The following is a 15,563-nucleotide window of genomic DNA, read 5'->3' on the forward strand; positions in this document are numbered from 1 at the left end:
GTGACGGTACCGAATGGCGGTGACGAATGGCAGGGTTAAGACAGTTGCTCCCACATTTGACTGCATTCCGTCAGGAGGAATGCGATCTGCTGTGGGAGCGGGCTTGCTCGCGAAGGCGGTGTTTCAGGCGAAGAAAGTCTTTGCCCGAAACATCAAGCGCCGTGGCACTTCTTGAATTTCTTGCCGTTGCCGCATGGGCAAGGGTCGTTGCGGCCGACGTCTTTCAGGGCGTTGCGCACCGGTTCCTGGTGGGCGTGGCCGCAGTTCGGGCCGTGGACATGGCCATGGTCGTGATCATGGTGGTGATGGTCATGATCGTGGTTGCAGTCAGGGCCATGGACATGAGGTTGCTGGGTCATCGGGGTCACTCCGTAATCAAATCGGCGGGGATTATCACGCCATTGCGCTCCAGGTGCACGTAGTGGGCGATGAATAAACCGGTTTCCATCTCGCCTTGCAGCCGGTAGGGAACCTGCTGGTGCGGATTTTTCAGCATTTTCACCACGTCCTTGACCTTCGGCCACAGGTTGGTGCGGATCGGCACTTTATAGAAAGCACTGCTTTTGGCCCCGACGGTGATCCAGTGCTCATGCTCGCCCTCGGCCAGCAGCATGTCAGCCAGATGCACGCGGTATTCCAGGCCGCGCACGGTCAGCTCGCTGTCATTGGGGTTGTCGATGCGAAAATGCAGGATGAATTTCTGCTCGAGCAGCTTGGCGCGCACCACTTCGACTTTCACCAGGTGCACGGCGGGGTCGAGGGTGTCGTCGGCGAACCATGAGGCACAGCCGCCGAGCCCCAGAAACAGCAGCAGCGTAAAGGCTTTGAATATGCGCCATTGACCGACCATCGCAGAACTCCCTTTTGCGCCCAGTCTAGTCGTCACTCACTCTACGCGCCGAAATACCCCGCGCAACACTTCTTGAACTTCTGCCCGCTGGCGCAAGGGCAGGCATCGTTGCGCCCGAGTTTGAGCTGTACGGTCGGGTCGATGAAGTACCAGCGACCGGCGGTCTGCACGAACGAGGAGCGCTCGCGGTGACTGTGTTCACCCTGGCTGTCGTGCCAGCGCGCCGTGAAGGTGACGAAGGCGTGTTCCGGCTGACCGCCGAAGACTTCCGAGCTTTCAACGTCCAGCCCGAGCCATGTGCTCGAAGCGCTCCAGGCGCTGATTGACTGGCGATCGAGCCCGGCTTGCTGGGCGGGCAGGGTGGTCGCCACCAGATAGTCGATCAGGCCCAGCACATAGGCGCTGTAGCGCGAGCGCATCAGGGCTTCGGCGCACGGTGCCGGATGGCCCGCATGATAATGGCCGCAGCAGGCATCCAGCAGGTTGCCGCTGCCGCAAGGGCAAATGGCTGTACTCATTGCATTACCACCAGTATTTCCCGAAGTTTTCCGGATTGGCCCAGAACCGCGAGTTGAGCCAGTCGGGGACTTGTTTGTAGTCAAGCAGATCATAGGTGAACAGGGTCAGAACCTGCTCGTCGCGGGCAAACCGCTCGCTGGCCTGCAGGGCCAGCGAATAGAAATCCGTTTCCTGCCAGCCGCTGGCCGACAGGTCCGCCAGCACTGCGATGCGACTGGCGTTGAGGTTGCGAATCCCGCCGAGCAGATTCAGGCCATCGCGCTTGGGCAAGTGCTCAAGACAATCGACCACCAGCGCCAGGTCGAAACGGCGTGCCGCCAGCTCCACCGGCAGCGCGCCGGGCGCGGCGTGGGCGACGCAAGTGTCCGGGTGCGCGTCCTTGAAAGCGGTCAGGGCCGGGAATTCACTGGCACCGATCACCAGCAGACGGGCCGGGGCGTAGCGGTCCAGCAGGGCGGCCAATGCCTGCTGCGGTGTGCGGGAAGACAGGGCGACGTTCATCGAAGATCCTCAATCAGGTCGCCAAGACTAGCCTGCCCGGGCGTCGAGGCCTAGATCTCTGTCCTGCGGGTTTGCGGCAAATGCCTTGAAGTCCTGTGAACACGCTCGCAAACAGCAGTGGCCTATTGCTGGCGGAGATTAAAACTCCGGTCTTTACTCCCTGAATCGGTTCTAAGCCGATCCCTCAGGAGAAAACTAGATGAGCATAGTTCGGACAGCATTACCCTTGGTTCTGCTAACCAGTGTGTTGACTGGTTGTGCAGGTTTGCAGAAAACCGACTGGCCGACCTGTGCGGCAGTCGGCGGTGTCGTCGGTGCGGGTCTCGGCGCGACGGAAAGCTCTGCATGGGCAGGCTATGGCGCATTACTCGTCGGCGGTACGGCAGCAGCCTATTGCTGGGTGCACGGTGATGGCGATGAAGACGGCGATGGTGTGCCGGACAGTCGCGACAAGTGCCCGCATACGCCTAAAGGCGTGCAGGTCGATGCTGACGGCTGCCCTCCACCAGCCCCTGCACCAGTGGTTGAAGAAGCTGTAGTGGTCAAGGAAGAAACCATCGTCATCCGCGATGTTCACTTCCAGTTCGACAAGGCTACCCTGACGCCTTCCGATAAACAGGTACTCGACAAGGTCGCCACGCGCCTGAAACAGGAATCGAGCACGGCGCGACTGACCGTGACCGGCCACACCGACAGCGTGGGCAGCGATGCCTACAACAAGAAACTGTCGGATCGTCGGGCGCACTCGGTGGTGGAATACCTGATCCATGATGGTGTACCACGTTCAAGCTTCGTGTCGGTGACCGGTGCCGGTGAAAGCCAGCCAGTGGCGGATAACAAAACCGCCGATGGCCGCGCGCTGAACCGTCGCACGGAAATCAAAATCGAGCGTTAACCCCCTCGCATCCGCGGCTTGTGCAGTCGCGGATGCGGGTCTTTACTCCTGTGTAACCGGTATGGGCCGGTGACACAGGAGCTTTCACAATGAGTGTTTTCTCAAGGTCCGTCTTGCCGGTGCTGCTGTTAGGCAGCCTCTTGACCGGTTGCGCTACTCACAGCGATGGCACTGCCCCCCTCAATCAACGTACCTGGCCGATCTGCAGCCTCATTGGCGGACTGGTCGGTGGCGGTCTGGGCGCGATTGAAAGCGGTGGCTGGGCCGGTGGTGGCGCAGCGCTGGGGATCCTCACCGGCGGATTGATCTGTTACGCCCAGGATGGCGATGAAGACGGCGATGGCGTGTTCGATCGTCGCGACCGTTGCCCGGACACTCCGGCCAACACCCCGGTCGACCACCGTGGCTGTCCGTTGCCGCAATACCCGGTCGCCGAGAAACCGGCCGAACCGGCCCCGCAATCCGAAGTCATCACCCTGAGCGATACGGGCAACGTGCTGTTTGATTTCGACAAGTCTGACTTGAAACCTGCGGCGAAAAGTCAGTTGGACTCGCTGATGGACAAGTTGCGCAACGCCGATGTGGTGAGCATCAAGGTCATCGGCCACACCGACGGCAAGGGGTCGGATTCGTATAACCAGGCTCTCTCGGAGCGCCGTGCGAGCAGTGTCGCAGCCTATCTGCTGAGTCAGGGGCTGGCGCCGGAAAAACTGACCAGCGAAGGACGTGGCAAGCGTGAGCCGGTGGCCGACAACGACACCGAAGAGGGGCGCGCGAAAAACCGTCGCGTCGAGCTGCATATCAATCGTTAGGATTTGTCTGTAGGCCTCAGCCTAGAGCTGTCGGGCGACGTTCATCGTCGCCCCGGCAGTCATCCGACGAGTGCCCGGAACTTTTTTATTTGCCCCTCTGGCTTATCCCGTACGGAAGCCGTTACTGTGCGCCCAAAGAATAATTCGCAACACGGGGGAGCGTATGAAGGTGTTCTGTGGGCTGGGGCGATTATTGACCCTGGTGTTCTGCTGCGTGGTACTGGCCAATCAGTTGGTGCCGTTTGTTCATCCGTTGCATCTGTTGGTCAATCTGGCCGGCGTCCTGCTGCTGGCCGTCCACATCCTTGAAGTCCTGCTGTGCAATGCCAGCCTCAAGGGGCGCCCGCACCCGTGGCGAGATCGTGGCCGCGTTCTGTTGTTCGGTGTTTTCCACTTGCAAACCATCCCGGCCCCGGCCGCTCCGGAGGCTTCCCATGCGTAAACTTTGCCTGCTCGCTGCATTCATCAGTCCTCTGGCCTGTGCCCAGGTGGTGAGTGTCGAGCCCAATTCGCTGATGCGTTTGCCCAACACTGCCAGCACCCTGCAACTGGAAAAACTGGTGGTTGCCGATTATGGCACCTTGCTGGTGCCTTCGAATGTGACCGAGTTGAGCGTCGGCGAGTTGCAGTTGGGCCGCGAAGCGCGTATCGCCATCGTGCCGGGCGAACAGGCGCTTGATCTGAAAGTCACCCGCGCTGCGTTTGCCGAAGGCAGCCGGATCACCGCTCGCGGCGCGCCGGGGACCTATGAAAAAGCGGCCCGTGCCGGACGTAACCTGAATCTGCAATTCAAGGCGCTGAATGCACCGCAGCTGATCGTCGATGCACGCGGCGGCACCGGTGCGCCGGGCTTTGTCGGGCTCGACGGCGCCAACGGTCAGGAACCGGGCTGCACCTGGGGCCAGGCCGGACACGGTTTCGATGGCAGTGACGGCAGCAATGGCCAGCCGGGCGCTCCGGGCGCGCTGGTGCGACTGGAAGTGCCTCGTGAGTTTCCGGCCGAGCTGATCAAGGTTGAAGTCGCCGGTGGTGCCGGTGGCCCGGCCGGGCCTGGCGGCAAACCGGGGGCCGGCGGCAAGTCCAAGGGTTGCCTGGTGTATCGCGCCGATGGCGGCAAGAGCGGCAAGCCTGGGGCTGACGGTCAGCCGGGACCTGCGGGGGCGGCGGGGTCTGTCACCGTACAGCGCCTGTAAGCCATCCCCTGTCTGATCGTTCCCACTGAGCGGGAACGATCAGCTTCACTTCAGAACGACGGCCGAGCTGCGGCAATCGCCACCAGCGCCAACCCGACCAGCAAGTTGATCCCCACCACCCGCCGAATCCGTCCCAGTACCGCCGCACCTGCCGGCCAGTCCTTCGCTTCAACCGCTGTGCGCAGTTCCGGCAGCATCAAGCCCTGAATCCGGATGAACAGCGCGGTCATCACGATGTACAAGCCCATCATCACCTGAACGTACTTCGGTGCAGTCTCGAAGCCGATGTGCTGCAGATGCAACATGCCCACCCCGGTCACCGGCAGCAGAATCACCGCGCCCCACACCCAGCGGAAAAAACCTTGAAACACTTCCACCCACAGGGTCAGTCGACCTGGGCCGTCCAGCGCCTTTACGGCCGCGGGGCGCAGTACCATCCAGGCGAAAAACATGCCGCCGACCCATACCAGGGCAGCGAGGACATGCAGGGGGTAAACGAGGCTAAAAGGTGTCATTGGGGTACTCCGTTCTGCGCGGGATCGATTCGCGGGGTATGATAGCCGCCGAACCGAACCACTGAAAATTTATCCAGCGTTTTTTGCGCCCGACACTCAATGATCAGCACTGAACTCAAAACCACGATCCAGGGCGCCTATTCGCGTTTTCTAGAGGCCAAGAGCCTCAAGCCGCGTTACGGCCAGCGTCTGATGATCGCTGAAATTGCCAAGGTCCTCGGGGATATCGACACCGATGACGAAGGCCGGCGCAGTGGCGACCCCGCCATTGTCGCAGTGGAAGCCGGCACCGGTACCGGCAAGACTGTGGCCTACAGTCTGGCCGCAATTCCTACGGCGAAACTGGCCGGCAAGCGCCTGGTGATCGCCACCGCGACCGTCGCCCTGCAAGAGCAGATCGTCTACAAGGACTTGCCGGATCTGATGCGCAACAGCGGGCTGAATTTCAGCTTCGCCCTGGCCAAGGGCCGTGGCCGCTACATGTGCCTGTCCAAGCTCGACATGCTGTTGCAGGAAGGCCACGCACAGACCGCCACTGCCCAGCTGTTCGAAGAGGAAGGCTTCAAGATCGAGGTCGATGAGGCCAGCCAGAAGCTGTTCACCAGCATGATCGAGAAGCTCGCCGGCAATAAATGGGACGGCGACCGCGACAGCTGGCCCAATGCGCTGGAGGACGCCGACTGGGCGCGCCTGACCACCGATCACAGCCAGTGCACCAACCGTCATTGCCCGAACTTCGGCCAGTGCGCCTTCTACAAGGCCCGCGAAGGCATGGGCAAGGTCGATGTGATCGTCACCAACCACGACATGGTGCTGGCCGACCTGGCGCTGGGCGGCGGGGCGGTACTGCCGGATCCGCGCGATACCATTTATGTGTTCGACGAAGGTCATCACCTGCCGGACAAGGCCATCGGCCACTTCGCTCACTACACGCGCCTGCGCTCCACTGCCGACTGGCTGGAAACCACGGCCAAGAACCTCACCAAACTGCTGGCCCAGCATCCGCTGCCGGGCGACCTCGGCAAGCTGATCGAGCAGGTGCCGGAACTGGCGCGGGAGATCAAGACCCAGCAGCAATTCATGTTCACCGCCTGCGAACAGATCGCGGATTTCAAGCCCGGCGAAGATGTCGAGGGCCGCGAGCGTCCGCGTCATCGCTTCGTTGGCGGGGTGATTCCCGAGCACATGCGCGAGATGGGCATCGAGCTGAAAAAAGGCTACTCCCGTCTCAATGACCTGTTCACCCGTCTGACCGATTTGCTCAAGGAAGGCATGGACGGCGAGGTCAACATCGGCATCGCCAGCAACCAGGCCGAGGAATGGTACCCACTGTTCGGCAGCCTGTTGTCCCGGGCGTCCGGCAACTGGGAGCTGTGGACCGCATTCACCGCCGAAGACCCGGAAGACAGCCCGCCGATGGCCCGCTGGCTGACGCTGGCCGAAAGTGGTTCGCTGTTCGACATCGAGGTCAACGCCAGCCCGATCCTGGCGGCCGAAACCCTGCGCCGCAGCCTGTGGAACGTGGCCTACGGCTGTCTGGTGACCTCGGCGACTCTGACCGCGCTCGGCACGTTCGACCGCTTCCGCATGCGTGCCGGCCTGCCGAAAAAAGCGGTCACCGCCGTGGTGCCGAGCCCGTTTCATCACGCCGACGCCGGTGTGTTGCGGGTGCCGGACCTGAAAGCCGACCCGCGCGATGCCGCTGCTCACACCGCCGCGATCATCCGTGAGTTGCCGGATCTGGTCGAAGGCTCACGCGGCACGCTGGTGCTGTTCTCTTCGCGCAAACAAATGCAGGACGTATTCGACGGTCTCGATCGCGACTGGCGCAAGCAAGTGTTCATTCAAGGCAACCTGTCGAAACAGGAAACCCTGAACAAGCACAAGGCGCGGGTCGATGGCGGTGATTCCAGCGTGCTGTTCGGCCTCGCCAGTTTTGCCGAAGGCGTGGACTTGCCGGGGGCCTACTGCGAACACGTGGTGATCGCCAAGATTCCGTTCTCGGTGCCGGACGATCCGGTCGAAGCCGCGCTGTCGGAGTGGATCGAAGCCCGGGGCGGCAATCCGTTCATGGAAATTTCGGTGCCCGACGCCTCGCTGAAACTGGTTCAGGCCTGCGGTCGTCTGCTGCGCACCGAAGAAGACCGCGGCACCATCACCTTGCTGGATCGGCGGCTGGTCACCCAGCGCTACGGCAAGGCGATCCTCAATGCGTTGCCTCCTTTCCGTCGTGAAATTTCCTGAGACATCGGTGGGCAGTTTTGCCCGCCGCGTTGTCTATCTCTGCGCCATCGCTTTTCCATTGGCCATTGCTGGTCGTTAGGGAGAAATCCGTTCTCATGATTCGTCGTTCGTTGCGTCTTTCGTTGCCGTCTGTTTTTGCCCTGGTTTTCGCTGCGCCTCTGCTGGCGGCACCTGCCGGGCAGCAGACCCTGTTCAACTTTGTCCGTCCCGCCGACGTGGTGAAAGTGGCGACCGAAAACGCCGACCTGCCGCAAGCCAACGCCGAGCAGACCCCCGAGGGCGAAGTGCTGCGCCGGGTGACCTTCAACCCGGTGGCGCGCCCGACCTTGCGTCTGACGCCGCAGACCGGTGCCTGGGACTGGTCGCAGTCCGGCATGATGAGCCTGCGCATTCAAAGTGCGATGAACTGGGCCGTGACCGTTTACGTACAGATCCAGAGCAACGACGGCAAGACCCTGGTCAGCCGTGTTGATCTGCCGGCCGGTCCGGCGCAGACCTTGCTCGTGCCGCTGACCGCGACCTCGCCGCTGAGCCAGGGCATGAAGGCCGGACCGCTGATGCCTATGACGATTGATGGGCAGCGCATCCTGCTGGCCAGCAGCAGCGGTGAGCTGGATCGCAGCCAGGTGGTGTCGGTCAGCTTGTCGATGGACCAGCCGAAAGCGGCGCAGAGTCTGTTGCTGGAGCGCTTTGGCGTGCAGGACGAGGGCGACGTGATCAAAGCCGTCTACGGCAATCTGGTGGATGCCTATGGTCAGTCGACCCGCAGCAAATGGCCGGAGAAAGTGGCCAATGACGAACAACTGAAATCCGCCGCGGCCAAGGAGCAGCAACAGCTGAAAACCTGGTTGGCCGAACGCGAAAAGTCGTCGCTGGACAAGTTCGGCGGCTTGAATAAAGGCCCGGCGTTCAAGGCCAGCGGCTTCTTCCGCACCGAAAAGCTCGACGGCCGCTGGTATCTGGTGACGCCGGAGGGCCATCCGTTCTATTCCCTGGGCGTGAACACCGTCAGCCCTGAGGTCAACCAGACTTACGTGGCTGGCCGCGAATACATGTTCGAATCCCTGCCAAAACCGGACGAGCCGCTGGCCAGTCACTTCGGCGAGGGGGACAACCGTGGCGGCAACGGCGCCGATCAGGGCCGTGGCTACGGCAATGGGCGCTGGTACGACTTTTATGGCGCCAACCTGCAACGCCTTTACGGCGCACCTTGTGCGACGCAGGAAAAGCCTGAGCAAGCGCCTGCCACCCCGTGCAAAGCCGCCATCGATGAGCAGAAGTGGGCCAGCCATACCCTCGACCGCCTGCAGGCGTGGGGTTTCAATACCGTCGGCAACTGGAGCGCACCGCAACTGAGCGATGCCGAGCGCGTGCCGTACACCTTGCCGCTGTCGATCGTCGGTGATTACACCAGCATCAGCACCGGCAACGACTGGTGGGGCGGTATGCCTGACCCGTTCGATCCGCGTTTCGCCATGGCCACCGAGCGTGCCGTGGCGATTGCCGCCCGCGATCACCGTGACGATCCGTGGCTGATCGGCTACTTCGCCGACAACGAACTGGCCTGGGCCGGTCCCGGTGACGATCCGAAGTCGCGTTACGCGCTGGCCTACGGCACGTTGAAAATGACCACCGACGTCCCGGCCAAGCGTGCGTTCCTCAAACAGTTGCGCGACAAGTACCGCAACCAGGCCGGGCTGTCGAAGGCCTGGGGTATCGATCTGCCAGCGTGGGAATTGATGGAAGACCCGGGTTTCGAGGCGCCGTTGCCGAATCCGGAGCACCCGGAAATCGAGGCTGACTTCAAATACTTCCAGAAGGTCTTCGCCGACACTTACTTCAAGACCATTTCCGACTCGCTGAAATGGCACGCGCCGAACCAGTTGCTGCTGGGCGGCCGGTTCGCCATCAGCACACCGGAAGCCGTGGCCTCCTGCGCGCAGTATTGCGATGTGCTGAGCTTCAACATGTACACCCTGCAACCGCAGGACGGTTATGACTTCGCCGCGCTGCGCAGCCTCGACAAACCAGTGCTGATCACCGAATTCAACTTCGGTTCGACCGATCGCGGCCCGTTCTGGGGCGGCGTAACGCCGTTGAGCAAGGAGGAAGATCGTGGCCCGGCCTACGCCAATTTCCTCAAGCAGGCGCTGAGCGAGCCGTCGATTGTCGGCGTGCACTGGTTCCAGTACCTCGATCAACCGGTGACCGGCCGCCTGCTCGATGGCGAAAACGGCCACTTCGGTCTGGTCGGTGTAACTGACTTGCCGTACCAGGGGTTTGTCGAAACCGTACGCAAGAGCAATCTGGCAACGCTCGATCAGCTCGGGAAAGAAGCCGCGAAAGCCGCTGCGGCGGCGGACAAGGCTGGTCACGAAACCGAAGGCGGGCGCAAAGGCGAGGCTGGCAAAGGTCCGGGGCAGGGCGCCGGCCATACCGGCGGCCACTCCGGCAACGGCCATTAAGGCAGGACCGCCCGGCCCGCCGCTGTTCCCAAAACCCTCAAGGGCTGGAACAATGCGGGCCACTTTGTAGAGCGTTTTCGCGGGGGAGTTGCGGGTGCAGATTCAGGGACATTACGAGCTTCAATTCGAAGCGGTGCGCGAAGCCTTCGCGGCACTGTTCGACGATCCCCAGGAACGTGGCGCCGCGTTGTGCATCCGGGTCGGCGGGGAAACCGTCCTCGACCTCTGGGCCGGTACCGCCGACAAGGACGGCAGCGAAGCCTGGCACAGCGACACCATTGCCAACCTGTTTTCCTGCACCAAGACTTTTACTGCCGTCACCGCGCTGCAACTGGTGGCCGAAGGCAAGTTGCAACTCGATGTTCCGGTCGCCCGTTACTGGCCGGAATTTGCCGCTGCCGGCAAGGAATCCGTGACCCTGCGTCAATTGCTCTGCCATCAGGCCGGTCTGCCGGCCCTGCGCGAACTGTTGGCCCCCGAAGCCCTGTATGACTGGCAAACCATGGTCGACGCCCTCGCGGCCGAAGCACCGTGGTGGACGCCGGGCACCGGTCACGGTTATGCCGCGATCACTTACGGCTGGCTGATCGGCGAGTTACTGCGACGTGCCGACGGTCGCGGGCCGGGGGAATCCATCGTGGCACGGGTCGCCAAACCGCTTGGGCTGGATTTCCATGTCGGCCTGGCCGACGAAGAGTTTCATCGCGTGGCGCATATCGCACGGGGCAAAGGCAATGTCGGCGATGCCGCCGCCCAGCGCCTGTTGCAAGTGACCATGCGTGAACCGACCGCGATGACAACCCGAGCCTTCACCAATCCGCCTTCGGTGCTCACCAGCACCAACAAGCCGGAATGGCGGCGCATGCAGCAACCGGCGGCCAACGGCCACGGCAATGCGCGCAGCCTGGCCGGGTTCTACGCTAGTCTGCTCGATGGCAGCCTGCTGGAAAGCGAAATGCTCGATGAGCTGACCCGCGAACACAGCCTCGGCGAGGACAAGACCTTGCTGACCCGCACCCGTTTCGGTCTCGGTTGCATGCTCGATCAGCCCGACGTGCCGAATGCCACCTACGGCCTCGGCCCGCGGGCGTTCGGGCATCCGGGCGCCGGCGGTTCCATCGGTTTTGCTGATCCGGAGCACGATGTTGCCTTCGGATTTGTGACAAATACCCTTGGGCCGTACGTCTTGATGGATCCGCGCGCGCAGAAGCTGGCGCGGGTACTTGCCACTTGTCTGTAAAGCATAACCAGAGGTTCCAGGGCCGGAACCTCGACCGGTTTTTCGATTCAAAGCGTCTGTTTATCCGGGCGAAAGTCCTCTGATTGTCCATTACTTAATTTTTGTGGGTTTCCAATGTCGTCCAAACAAACTCTCGCCCTGGCCCTGTGTTTCGCGATTACCGGTTGTGCACAGACTCCGAAGAATGACGCCGATGGCGGCAGCTGGTGGCCGTTCGGCTCGTCCGACAAGGTCGCGGCCAAGGAGCCGACGCCGGCACCTGCACCGTTGAAACCGGCCGCCACCGCGCCAGTCGCCAAGGCCGAGAGCAGCAGCCATTGGTACTGGCCGTTCGGTTCCGATGATTCGGCGGACAAGGCCGACGTGAAGCCCGAAGTAAAGACGCAAGCCACGCCTGCCGTTGTTGCCAAGGCTGATGCCGACACCGGCACCAAATGGTGGTGGCCGTTTGGCGGCAAGTCTCAGGACACCGCCAAAGCCGTGCCGATGCCTGACCCGAAAGTCACCCAGGCCTGGCTCGACGACTACGAGCCGCGCCTGCGTGACGCGATCAAGGGCAGCAACCTGCAATTCGAGCGCCGTGAAAACGTCCTCGTGGTGACCGCGCCGGTTGAAGGTTCGTTCAACCCGAAACGCCCTGCGATGCTGTTGCCGGTGACCCTCAGCCCGTTCACCAATATCGCCAAGATCCTTGAAGCCGACCCGAAAACCGCTGTTCTGGTACTGGGCCATAGCGACAACGCCGGTGTCGCAGCAGACAACACCAAACTCAGCCAGGAGCGTGCCCAGTCGGTCGCTGCGATCTTCCGTCTCAGCGGTTTGCAGCGTGATCGCCTGATGCTGCGCGGCATGGGCTCCGAAGCACCGCGTGCAGCCAACGACAGCGTTGAAGGCCGTGCCCTGAACCGTCGTGTCGAACTGCTGGTGACCCCGCAGAACACCATGGTTGCGCTGCTGAGCAAGTACAACATGCCGGCACCGAAGCCAGTGACCATGGTCGCTGCCCAGGACGTCAAGCCAGTTGCCAAGCCTGTGACTCCGGCACCTGCCGCGAAGAAAGCCGCTGTCCCGGCCACCAAAAAAGCACCGGCCAAGAAGGCCGCAGCCAAGGCGCCAGCGAAGAAGGCTCCTGCGAAGACTCCGGCCAAGAAAACCGCTCCAGCAAAGGCCGCCGCAACCGACAAGAAAGTCGTTGCGAGCGATGCGGCAAAACAGTGATCCGCTAACGAAAAGGAATGCGCCATGACCCAGGCTCTGGCAGATATGCGTCGTGATTACACCCGGGATGGCCTGACCGAGGCGCAAGCCCCGGCCGAGCCCTTCGCGCTGTTCCACCAGTGGTTTGCCGATGCGGTGAAAACCGAGCAGGCGCCAGTGGAGGCCAACGCCATGACCCTGGCCACGGTCGATGCGGACGGTCGTCCGCACTGCCGCATTCTGTTGCTCAAGGGCCTGGACGAGCAGGGTTTCACCTTCTTCACCAACTACGAAAGCGCCAAGGGTCAGCATCTGGCGGCGAATCCTTTCGCGGCCATGACCTTCTTCTGGCCGACCCTGGAGCGTCAGGTGCGCATCGAAGGGCGGGTGGTGAAGGTCACGCCCGAGGAGTCCAACGCGTACTATCAGGTGCGCCCACTGGGCAGCCGACTGGGCGCCTGGGCTTCACCGCAGAGCCGGGTGATCAATGGCCGGGGTGAACTGGAAGATTTGCTCAAGGCCACCGAGCAACGCTTCACCGACACCCAGCCCGACTGCCCGGAACACTGGGGCGGCTACCGCTTGCTCCCCGAGCGCATCGAGTTCTGGCAGGGCCGCGCGAGCCGTCTGCACGATCGCCTCAACTACCGTTTGCAGGGCGCCGACTGGATTCTTGAACGTCTGGCACCTTAAGCAGTCTACCGAGCGGGATAGCCTGCCGCAGCGGCCTCAAGCCACTTCGGCAGGTCCCGACGCCTGATCTTCTGTGTTCGGGCTTGCGCCAGCCGTTCGAGCATGAAGGCGCGTTTGCCTTCATCCTTGCCGGCCAGCGACAATGCCAGATCGCGGTCCATCCAGCGTTTGATCCGCACGTACAACCACCAGTGGAAGTACAAACCGGCGACGGTTGTGACGACAATGATGAAGTAATCCATGAAAATCCTTGGGGTCGGCGGCGCAAGCTCTGTATTTTGGCGCTACTGTTGGGTGAGTTCGTGGAGGCCCTGTACCGGGCCTGAATGAAACCAAATTTATCCGGGCGGCGCCGTGACAGGCGTCAAGCTGCGGAGTTTAATGAATACCTGTCCTTTGGAGTTGATCCTATGCGTAAGTCTGTTCTGCTGGTTGCTTCCTTTTCCACGATGGCGATGTTGCTTACCGGCTGCCAATCGAGCCTGACCGGTGACTCCTACTCCCGTGACGAAGCGCGTCGCGTGCAGACGATTCGCATGGGCACCATCGAATCCCTGCGTCCGGTGAAAATCGAAGGCACCAAGACCCCGATCGGCGGCGCAGCCGGTGCAGTGGTCGGCGGTGTCGGCGGCAGCGCTATCGGCGGCGGTAAAGGCAGCATCGTTGCAGCCGTTATCGGTGCCGTGGCCGGCGGCCTGATCGGTTCGGCCACCGAAGAAGGCCTGACCCGTACCCAGGGCGTTGAAATCACCGTGCGCGAAGACGACGGCAGCATGCGCGCCTACGTGCAGCAAGTGCAGGAGAACGAAGTGTTCCGCGTTGGTGAGCGCGTACGGATTTCGACTGTTGGCGGTACCAGCCGCGTTTCGCACTAAGCGGGAACGAGCGGTAAAGGAAAACCCCGATCAGGTGACTGGTCGGGGTTTTTTGTTTGTTGCCGGCTTGCAATATCAGTACTTGGCACAGGTGCCCATAAAATATTCCAGACCGTTAGGGAAGCTGATATTTAGAAGGGCTTCCAGTGCCGTTACTTGATCTTTGCTCAGTAACAATTCACCAGGCTCCAGTTCGCTCAGGGGCTTGGACTCAATGAGCTGTGCAACTTTTTCATTCATTTCGCTACCGTCGATATCCAATTCGAACTGCAGCGTGTCGTCTTGGACGTCATCTGGGTAAAAGCCGGTTATTGAAAGGAAGAGCATGGTTTGATCCTTAATTTTTAGTGGTTCTTCTATCTGGCTCTGCGGGCCCGGTTTGCTCACCCGTCAGGTGATTGAACTCCCCCAAATGTGTGGTTCCTAGTTTGTCGTATTTTTCTACAGCATTACTTTTGTAATCCCACTCATAAATCCGGCCTTTGCGGTCTACCCAACGTGCTCGCCGCTTTCCTCCACCTCGAACCGATGACTTCGACTTCACCCTGATTGCATCAGGGAATGCTGGTAGCGTCTTTGGATGACCGTAATAAGCATGGTCAGGGGGCTGGCTGAGAACGATGTATAGCGGCCTAACTCCAGAATCCGCCGGAAACACCAATATGAAATCCCGATACTCCGGCGGATAAACCGGGTTCACCAGAATCCCGTCCGCCGCTTTCGTCGGTGGATACACCCAGATATGCGGTGCCTGCGGAGCAGCTTCCAGCGCCGGGATACCGAGAATGTCGGAGCCGTCCACTGCGGGTGTCCAGATCAGTTCAATGCCTTCGCCGAGGTCTGCGACAAAGCGGTTATCACGTGCGGTGAACTGCGCGACATCGACCATTTCCCAGTCGCGATTCTTGCCGGTGTAGAAACCGTAACCCTTGAGACTGCCATCCGCCTGCTGTTCAACGCGAAGGCGCACGCGGGTGCGGGCCTGTTTGAGAGCGAGCAACTGGTCTTCGGTGTAGAGGGCGCTGTCGCCCAGGTTCGATGGCATGAGCAACGCCACCAGCCCGACCAAAGGGGTCACAACGGCGGTAGAAGCTATCGCTGGCAGTGCCTTGAACGCTTCACCCGCAAGGGCGAAGGTGCCCAGGCCTGCCGGAATGGCGGTGCCGCTGATTTTCTTGAGTGGAACACCCCCGCTGTCATCGGCTTCACGGCCACCGAGCAGGACCAGGTCGCCGTAATCTTTCAGGCTGTCGGTCGGGACCATCCCCGAAGGATTCGAGTAATCGATGATCGCGTCCGGCAATTTGCAGGACTTGGCGAACACGCAACCGGCACGCACTGGCTCAGGCTTGTTCGCCGCGACCTCACGGCTGCGCTCGAAAGCGTCCTGCCTCGCCAGCATGGCGTCGTATTTGTCTTGTCGCTCTTGCTGATCGGCCAGTTCGGTGGCCGTCATGTAGCGGTAGGTGACGTGATGGCCGTCGCCTGCCGGTGGGTTGGGAACCCGGGGAATGTCCTTTTGACCAGCCACTGATTGTCCTTTCGTTAACGTCGTGCAGCCCCT

The 15,563-nt window shown here is 61.5% G+C and carries 18 protein-coding genes; 10 read left to right on the forward strand and 8 right to left on the reverse strand.

The window, feature by feature from the left end; translation table 11 throughout:
• Nucleotides 1–152: 152 nt before the first annotated feature.
• The 4 genes from ACW9HX_RS27640 to ACW9HX_RS27655 are packed head-to-tail and all read right to left on the reverse strand — an operon-like array spanning nucleotide 153 to nucleotide 1,870.
• On the reverse strand, nucleotides 153–359 hold the full coding sequence (locus tag ACW9HX_RS27640) for an SEC-C metal-binding domain-containing protein (RefSeq protein ID WP_007955014.1): 207 nt from the start codon (nucleotides 357–359) through the stop codon (nucleotides 153–155).
• A 5-nt stretch (nucleotides 360–364) separates the two neighbouring features.
• Entirely contained in the window at nucleotides 365–850 is a 486-nt protein-coding gene (locus ACW9HX_RS27645; RefSeq protein WP_169429138.1) for an LEA type 2 family protein, read from the reverse strand.
• A 41-nt stretch (nucleotides 851–891) separates the two neighbouring features.
• Nucleotides 892–1,368 (reverse strand): YchJ family protein, encoded by a 477-nt coding sequence (locus tag ACW9HX_RS27650; protein ID WP_457383019.1) that lies wholly within the window; start codon nucleotides 1,366–1,368, stop codon nucleotides 892–894.
• Between the two features lie 4 nt (nucleotides 1,369–1,372).
• The gene (locus ACW9HX_RS27655; RefSeq protein ID WP_457383020.1) at nucleotides 1,373–1,870 is read right to left on the reverse strand and encodes a DUF6231 family protein; all 498 of its coding nucleotides are present in this window, start codon (nucleotides 1,868–1,870) and stop codon (nucleotides 1,373–1,375) included.
• Nucleotides 1,871–2,069: 199 nt separating this feature from the next.
• Here ACW9HX_RS27655 and ACW9HX_RS27660 point away from each other — a divergent pair, with 199 nt between their 5' ends.
• From ACW9HX_RS27660 to ACW9HX_RS27675, 4 genes are all read left to right on the forward strand, one after another.
• The gene (locus tag ACW9HX_RS27660; RefSeq protein WP_096819534.1) at nucleotides 2,070–2,765 is read left to right on the forward strand and encodes an OmpA family protein; all 696 of its coding nucleotides are present in this window, start codon (nucleotides 2,070–2,072) and stop codon (nucleotides 2,763–2,765) included.
• 89 nt (nucleotides 2,766–2,854) lie between these two features.
• Complete coding sequence (locus ACW9HX_RS27665; protein ID WP_457383021.1) at nucleotides 2,855–3,577, forward strand: OmpA family protein; 723 nt, start codon at nucleotides 2,855–2,857, stop codon at nucleotides 3,575–3,577.
• Nucleotides 3,578–3,740: 163 nt separating this feature from the next.
• The gene (locus ACW9HX_RS27670; RefSeq protein WP_457383022.1) at nucleotides 3,741–4,019 is read left to right on the forward strand and encodes a DUF1145 domain-containing protein; all 279 of its coding nucleotides are present in this window, start codon (nucleotides 3,741–3,743) and stop codon (nucleotides 4,017–4,019) included.
• Entirely contained in the window at nucleotides 4,012–4,770 is a 759-nt protein-coding gene (locus ACW9HX_RS27675) for a collagen-like protein (protein WP_457383023.1), read from the forward strand. Before ACW9HX_RS27670 ends, ACW9HX_RS27675 begins: the two co-directional genes overlap by 8 nt.
• A 50-nt stretch (nucleotides 4,771–4,820) precedes the next feature.
• On the opposite strand, the gene ACW9HX_RS27680 is transcribed toward ACW9HX_RS27675, so the two are convergent.
• Nucleotides 4,821–5,285 (reverse strand): CopD family protein, encoded by a 465-nt coding sequence (locus ACW9HX_RS27680; protein ID WP_273541266.1) that lies wholly within the window; start codon nucleotides 5,283–5,285, stop codon nucleotides 4,821–4,823.
• Between the two features lie 99 nt (nucleotides 5,286–5,384).
• On the opposite strand from ACW9HX_RS27680, the gene dinG reads away from it, so the two are divergent.
• The 5 genes from dinG to pdxH all read left to right on the forward strand — a co-directional run bounded on the left by dinG (nucleotide 5,385) and on the right by pdxH (nucleotide 13,124).
• The gene (dinG, locus tag ACW9HX_RS27685) at nucleotides 5,385–7,529 is read left to right on the forward strand and encodes an ATP-dependent DNA helicase DinG (RefSeq protein ID WP_003222341.1); all 2,145 of its coding nucleotides are present in this window, start codon (nucleotides 5,385–5,387) and stop codon (nucleotides 7,527–7,529) included.
• A 95-nt stretch (nucleotides 7,530–7,624) separates the two neighbouring features.
• Nucleotides 7,625–9,994, forward strand: a complete 2,370-nt coding sequence (locus tag ACW9HX_RS27690; protein ID WP_457383024.1) for a beta-agarase — start codon at nucleotides 7,625–7,627, stop codon at nucleotides 9,992–9,994.
• Nucleotides 9,995–10,088: 94 nt separating this feature from the next.
• Nucleotides 10,089–11,234, forward strand: coding sequence for a serine hydrolase domain-containing protein (locus ACW9HX_RS27695; protein WP_457383025.1), 1,146 nt, complete (start codon nucleotides 10,089–10,091; stop codon nucleotides 11,232–11,234).
• Nucleotides 11,235–11,348: 114 nt separating this feature from the next.
• The gene (locus ACW9HX_RS27700; protein WP_457383026.1) at nucleotides 11,349–12,452 is read left to right on the forward strand and encodes an OmpA family protein; all 1,104 of its coding nucleotides are present in this window, start codon (nucleotides 11,349–11,351) and stop codon (nucleotides 12,450–12,452) included.
• 24 nt (nucleotides 12,453–12,476) lie between these two features.
• The gene (pdxH, locus tag ACW9HX_RS27705) at nucleotides 12,477–13,124 is read left to right on the forward strand and encodes a pyridoxamine 5'-phosphate oxidase (protein WP_457383027.1); all 648 of its coding nucleotides are present in this window, start codon (nucleotides 12,477–12,479) and stop codon (nucleotides 13,122–13,124) included.
• Nucleotides 13,125–13,129: 5 nt separating this feature from the next.
• On the opposite strand, the gene ACW9HX_RS27710 is transcribed toward pdxH, so the two are convergent.
• The gene (locus ACW9HX_RS27710) at nucleotides 13,130–13,366 is read right to left on the reverse strand and encodes a hypothetical protein (protein ID WP_457383028.1); all 237 of its coding nucleotides are present in this window, start codon (nucleotides 13,364–13,366) and stop codon (nucleotides 13,130–13,132) included.
• A gap of 168 nt (nucleotides 13,367–13,534) precedes the next feature.
• Between ACW9HX_RS27710 and ACW9HX_RS27715 the strand changes: the two genes are divergently transcribed.
• Complete coding sequence (locus ACW9HX_RS27715; RefSeq protein WP_007969461.1) at nucleotides 13,535–13,999, forward strand: outer membrane lipoprotein; 465 nt, start codon at nucleotides 13,535–13,537, stop codon at nucleotides 13,997–13,999.
• Nucleotides 14,000–14,074: 75 nt separating this feature from the next.
• Here ACW9HX_RS27715 and ACW9HX_RS27720 read toward each other — a convergent pair whose 3' ends face one another.
• Together ACW9HX_RS27720 and ACW9HX_RS27725 are read right to left on the reverse strand one after the other, a co-directional pair.
• On the reverse strand, nucleotides 14,075–14,326 hold the full coding sequence (locus ACW9HX_RS27720; protein ID WP_457383029.1) for a pyocin S6 family toxin immunity protein: 252 nt from the start codon (nucleotides 14,324–14,326) through the stop codon (nucleotides 14,075–14,077).
• A 10-nt stretch (nucleotides 14,327–14,336) separates the two neighbouring features.
• A complete protein-coding gene (locus ACW9HX_RS27725; protein ID WP_457383030.1) occupies nucleotides 14,337–15,530 on the reverse strand; it encodes an S-type pyocin domain-containing protein in 1,194 nt (397 codons plus the stop codon).
• Nucleotides 15,531–15,563: the final 33 nt, after the last annotated feature.

The organism is Pseudomonas sp. SDO52101_S400, from assembly GCF_054071635.1.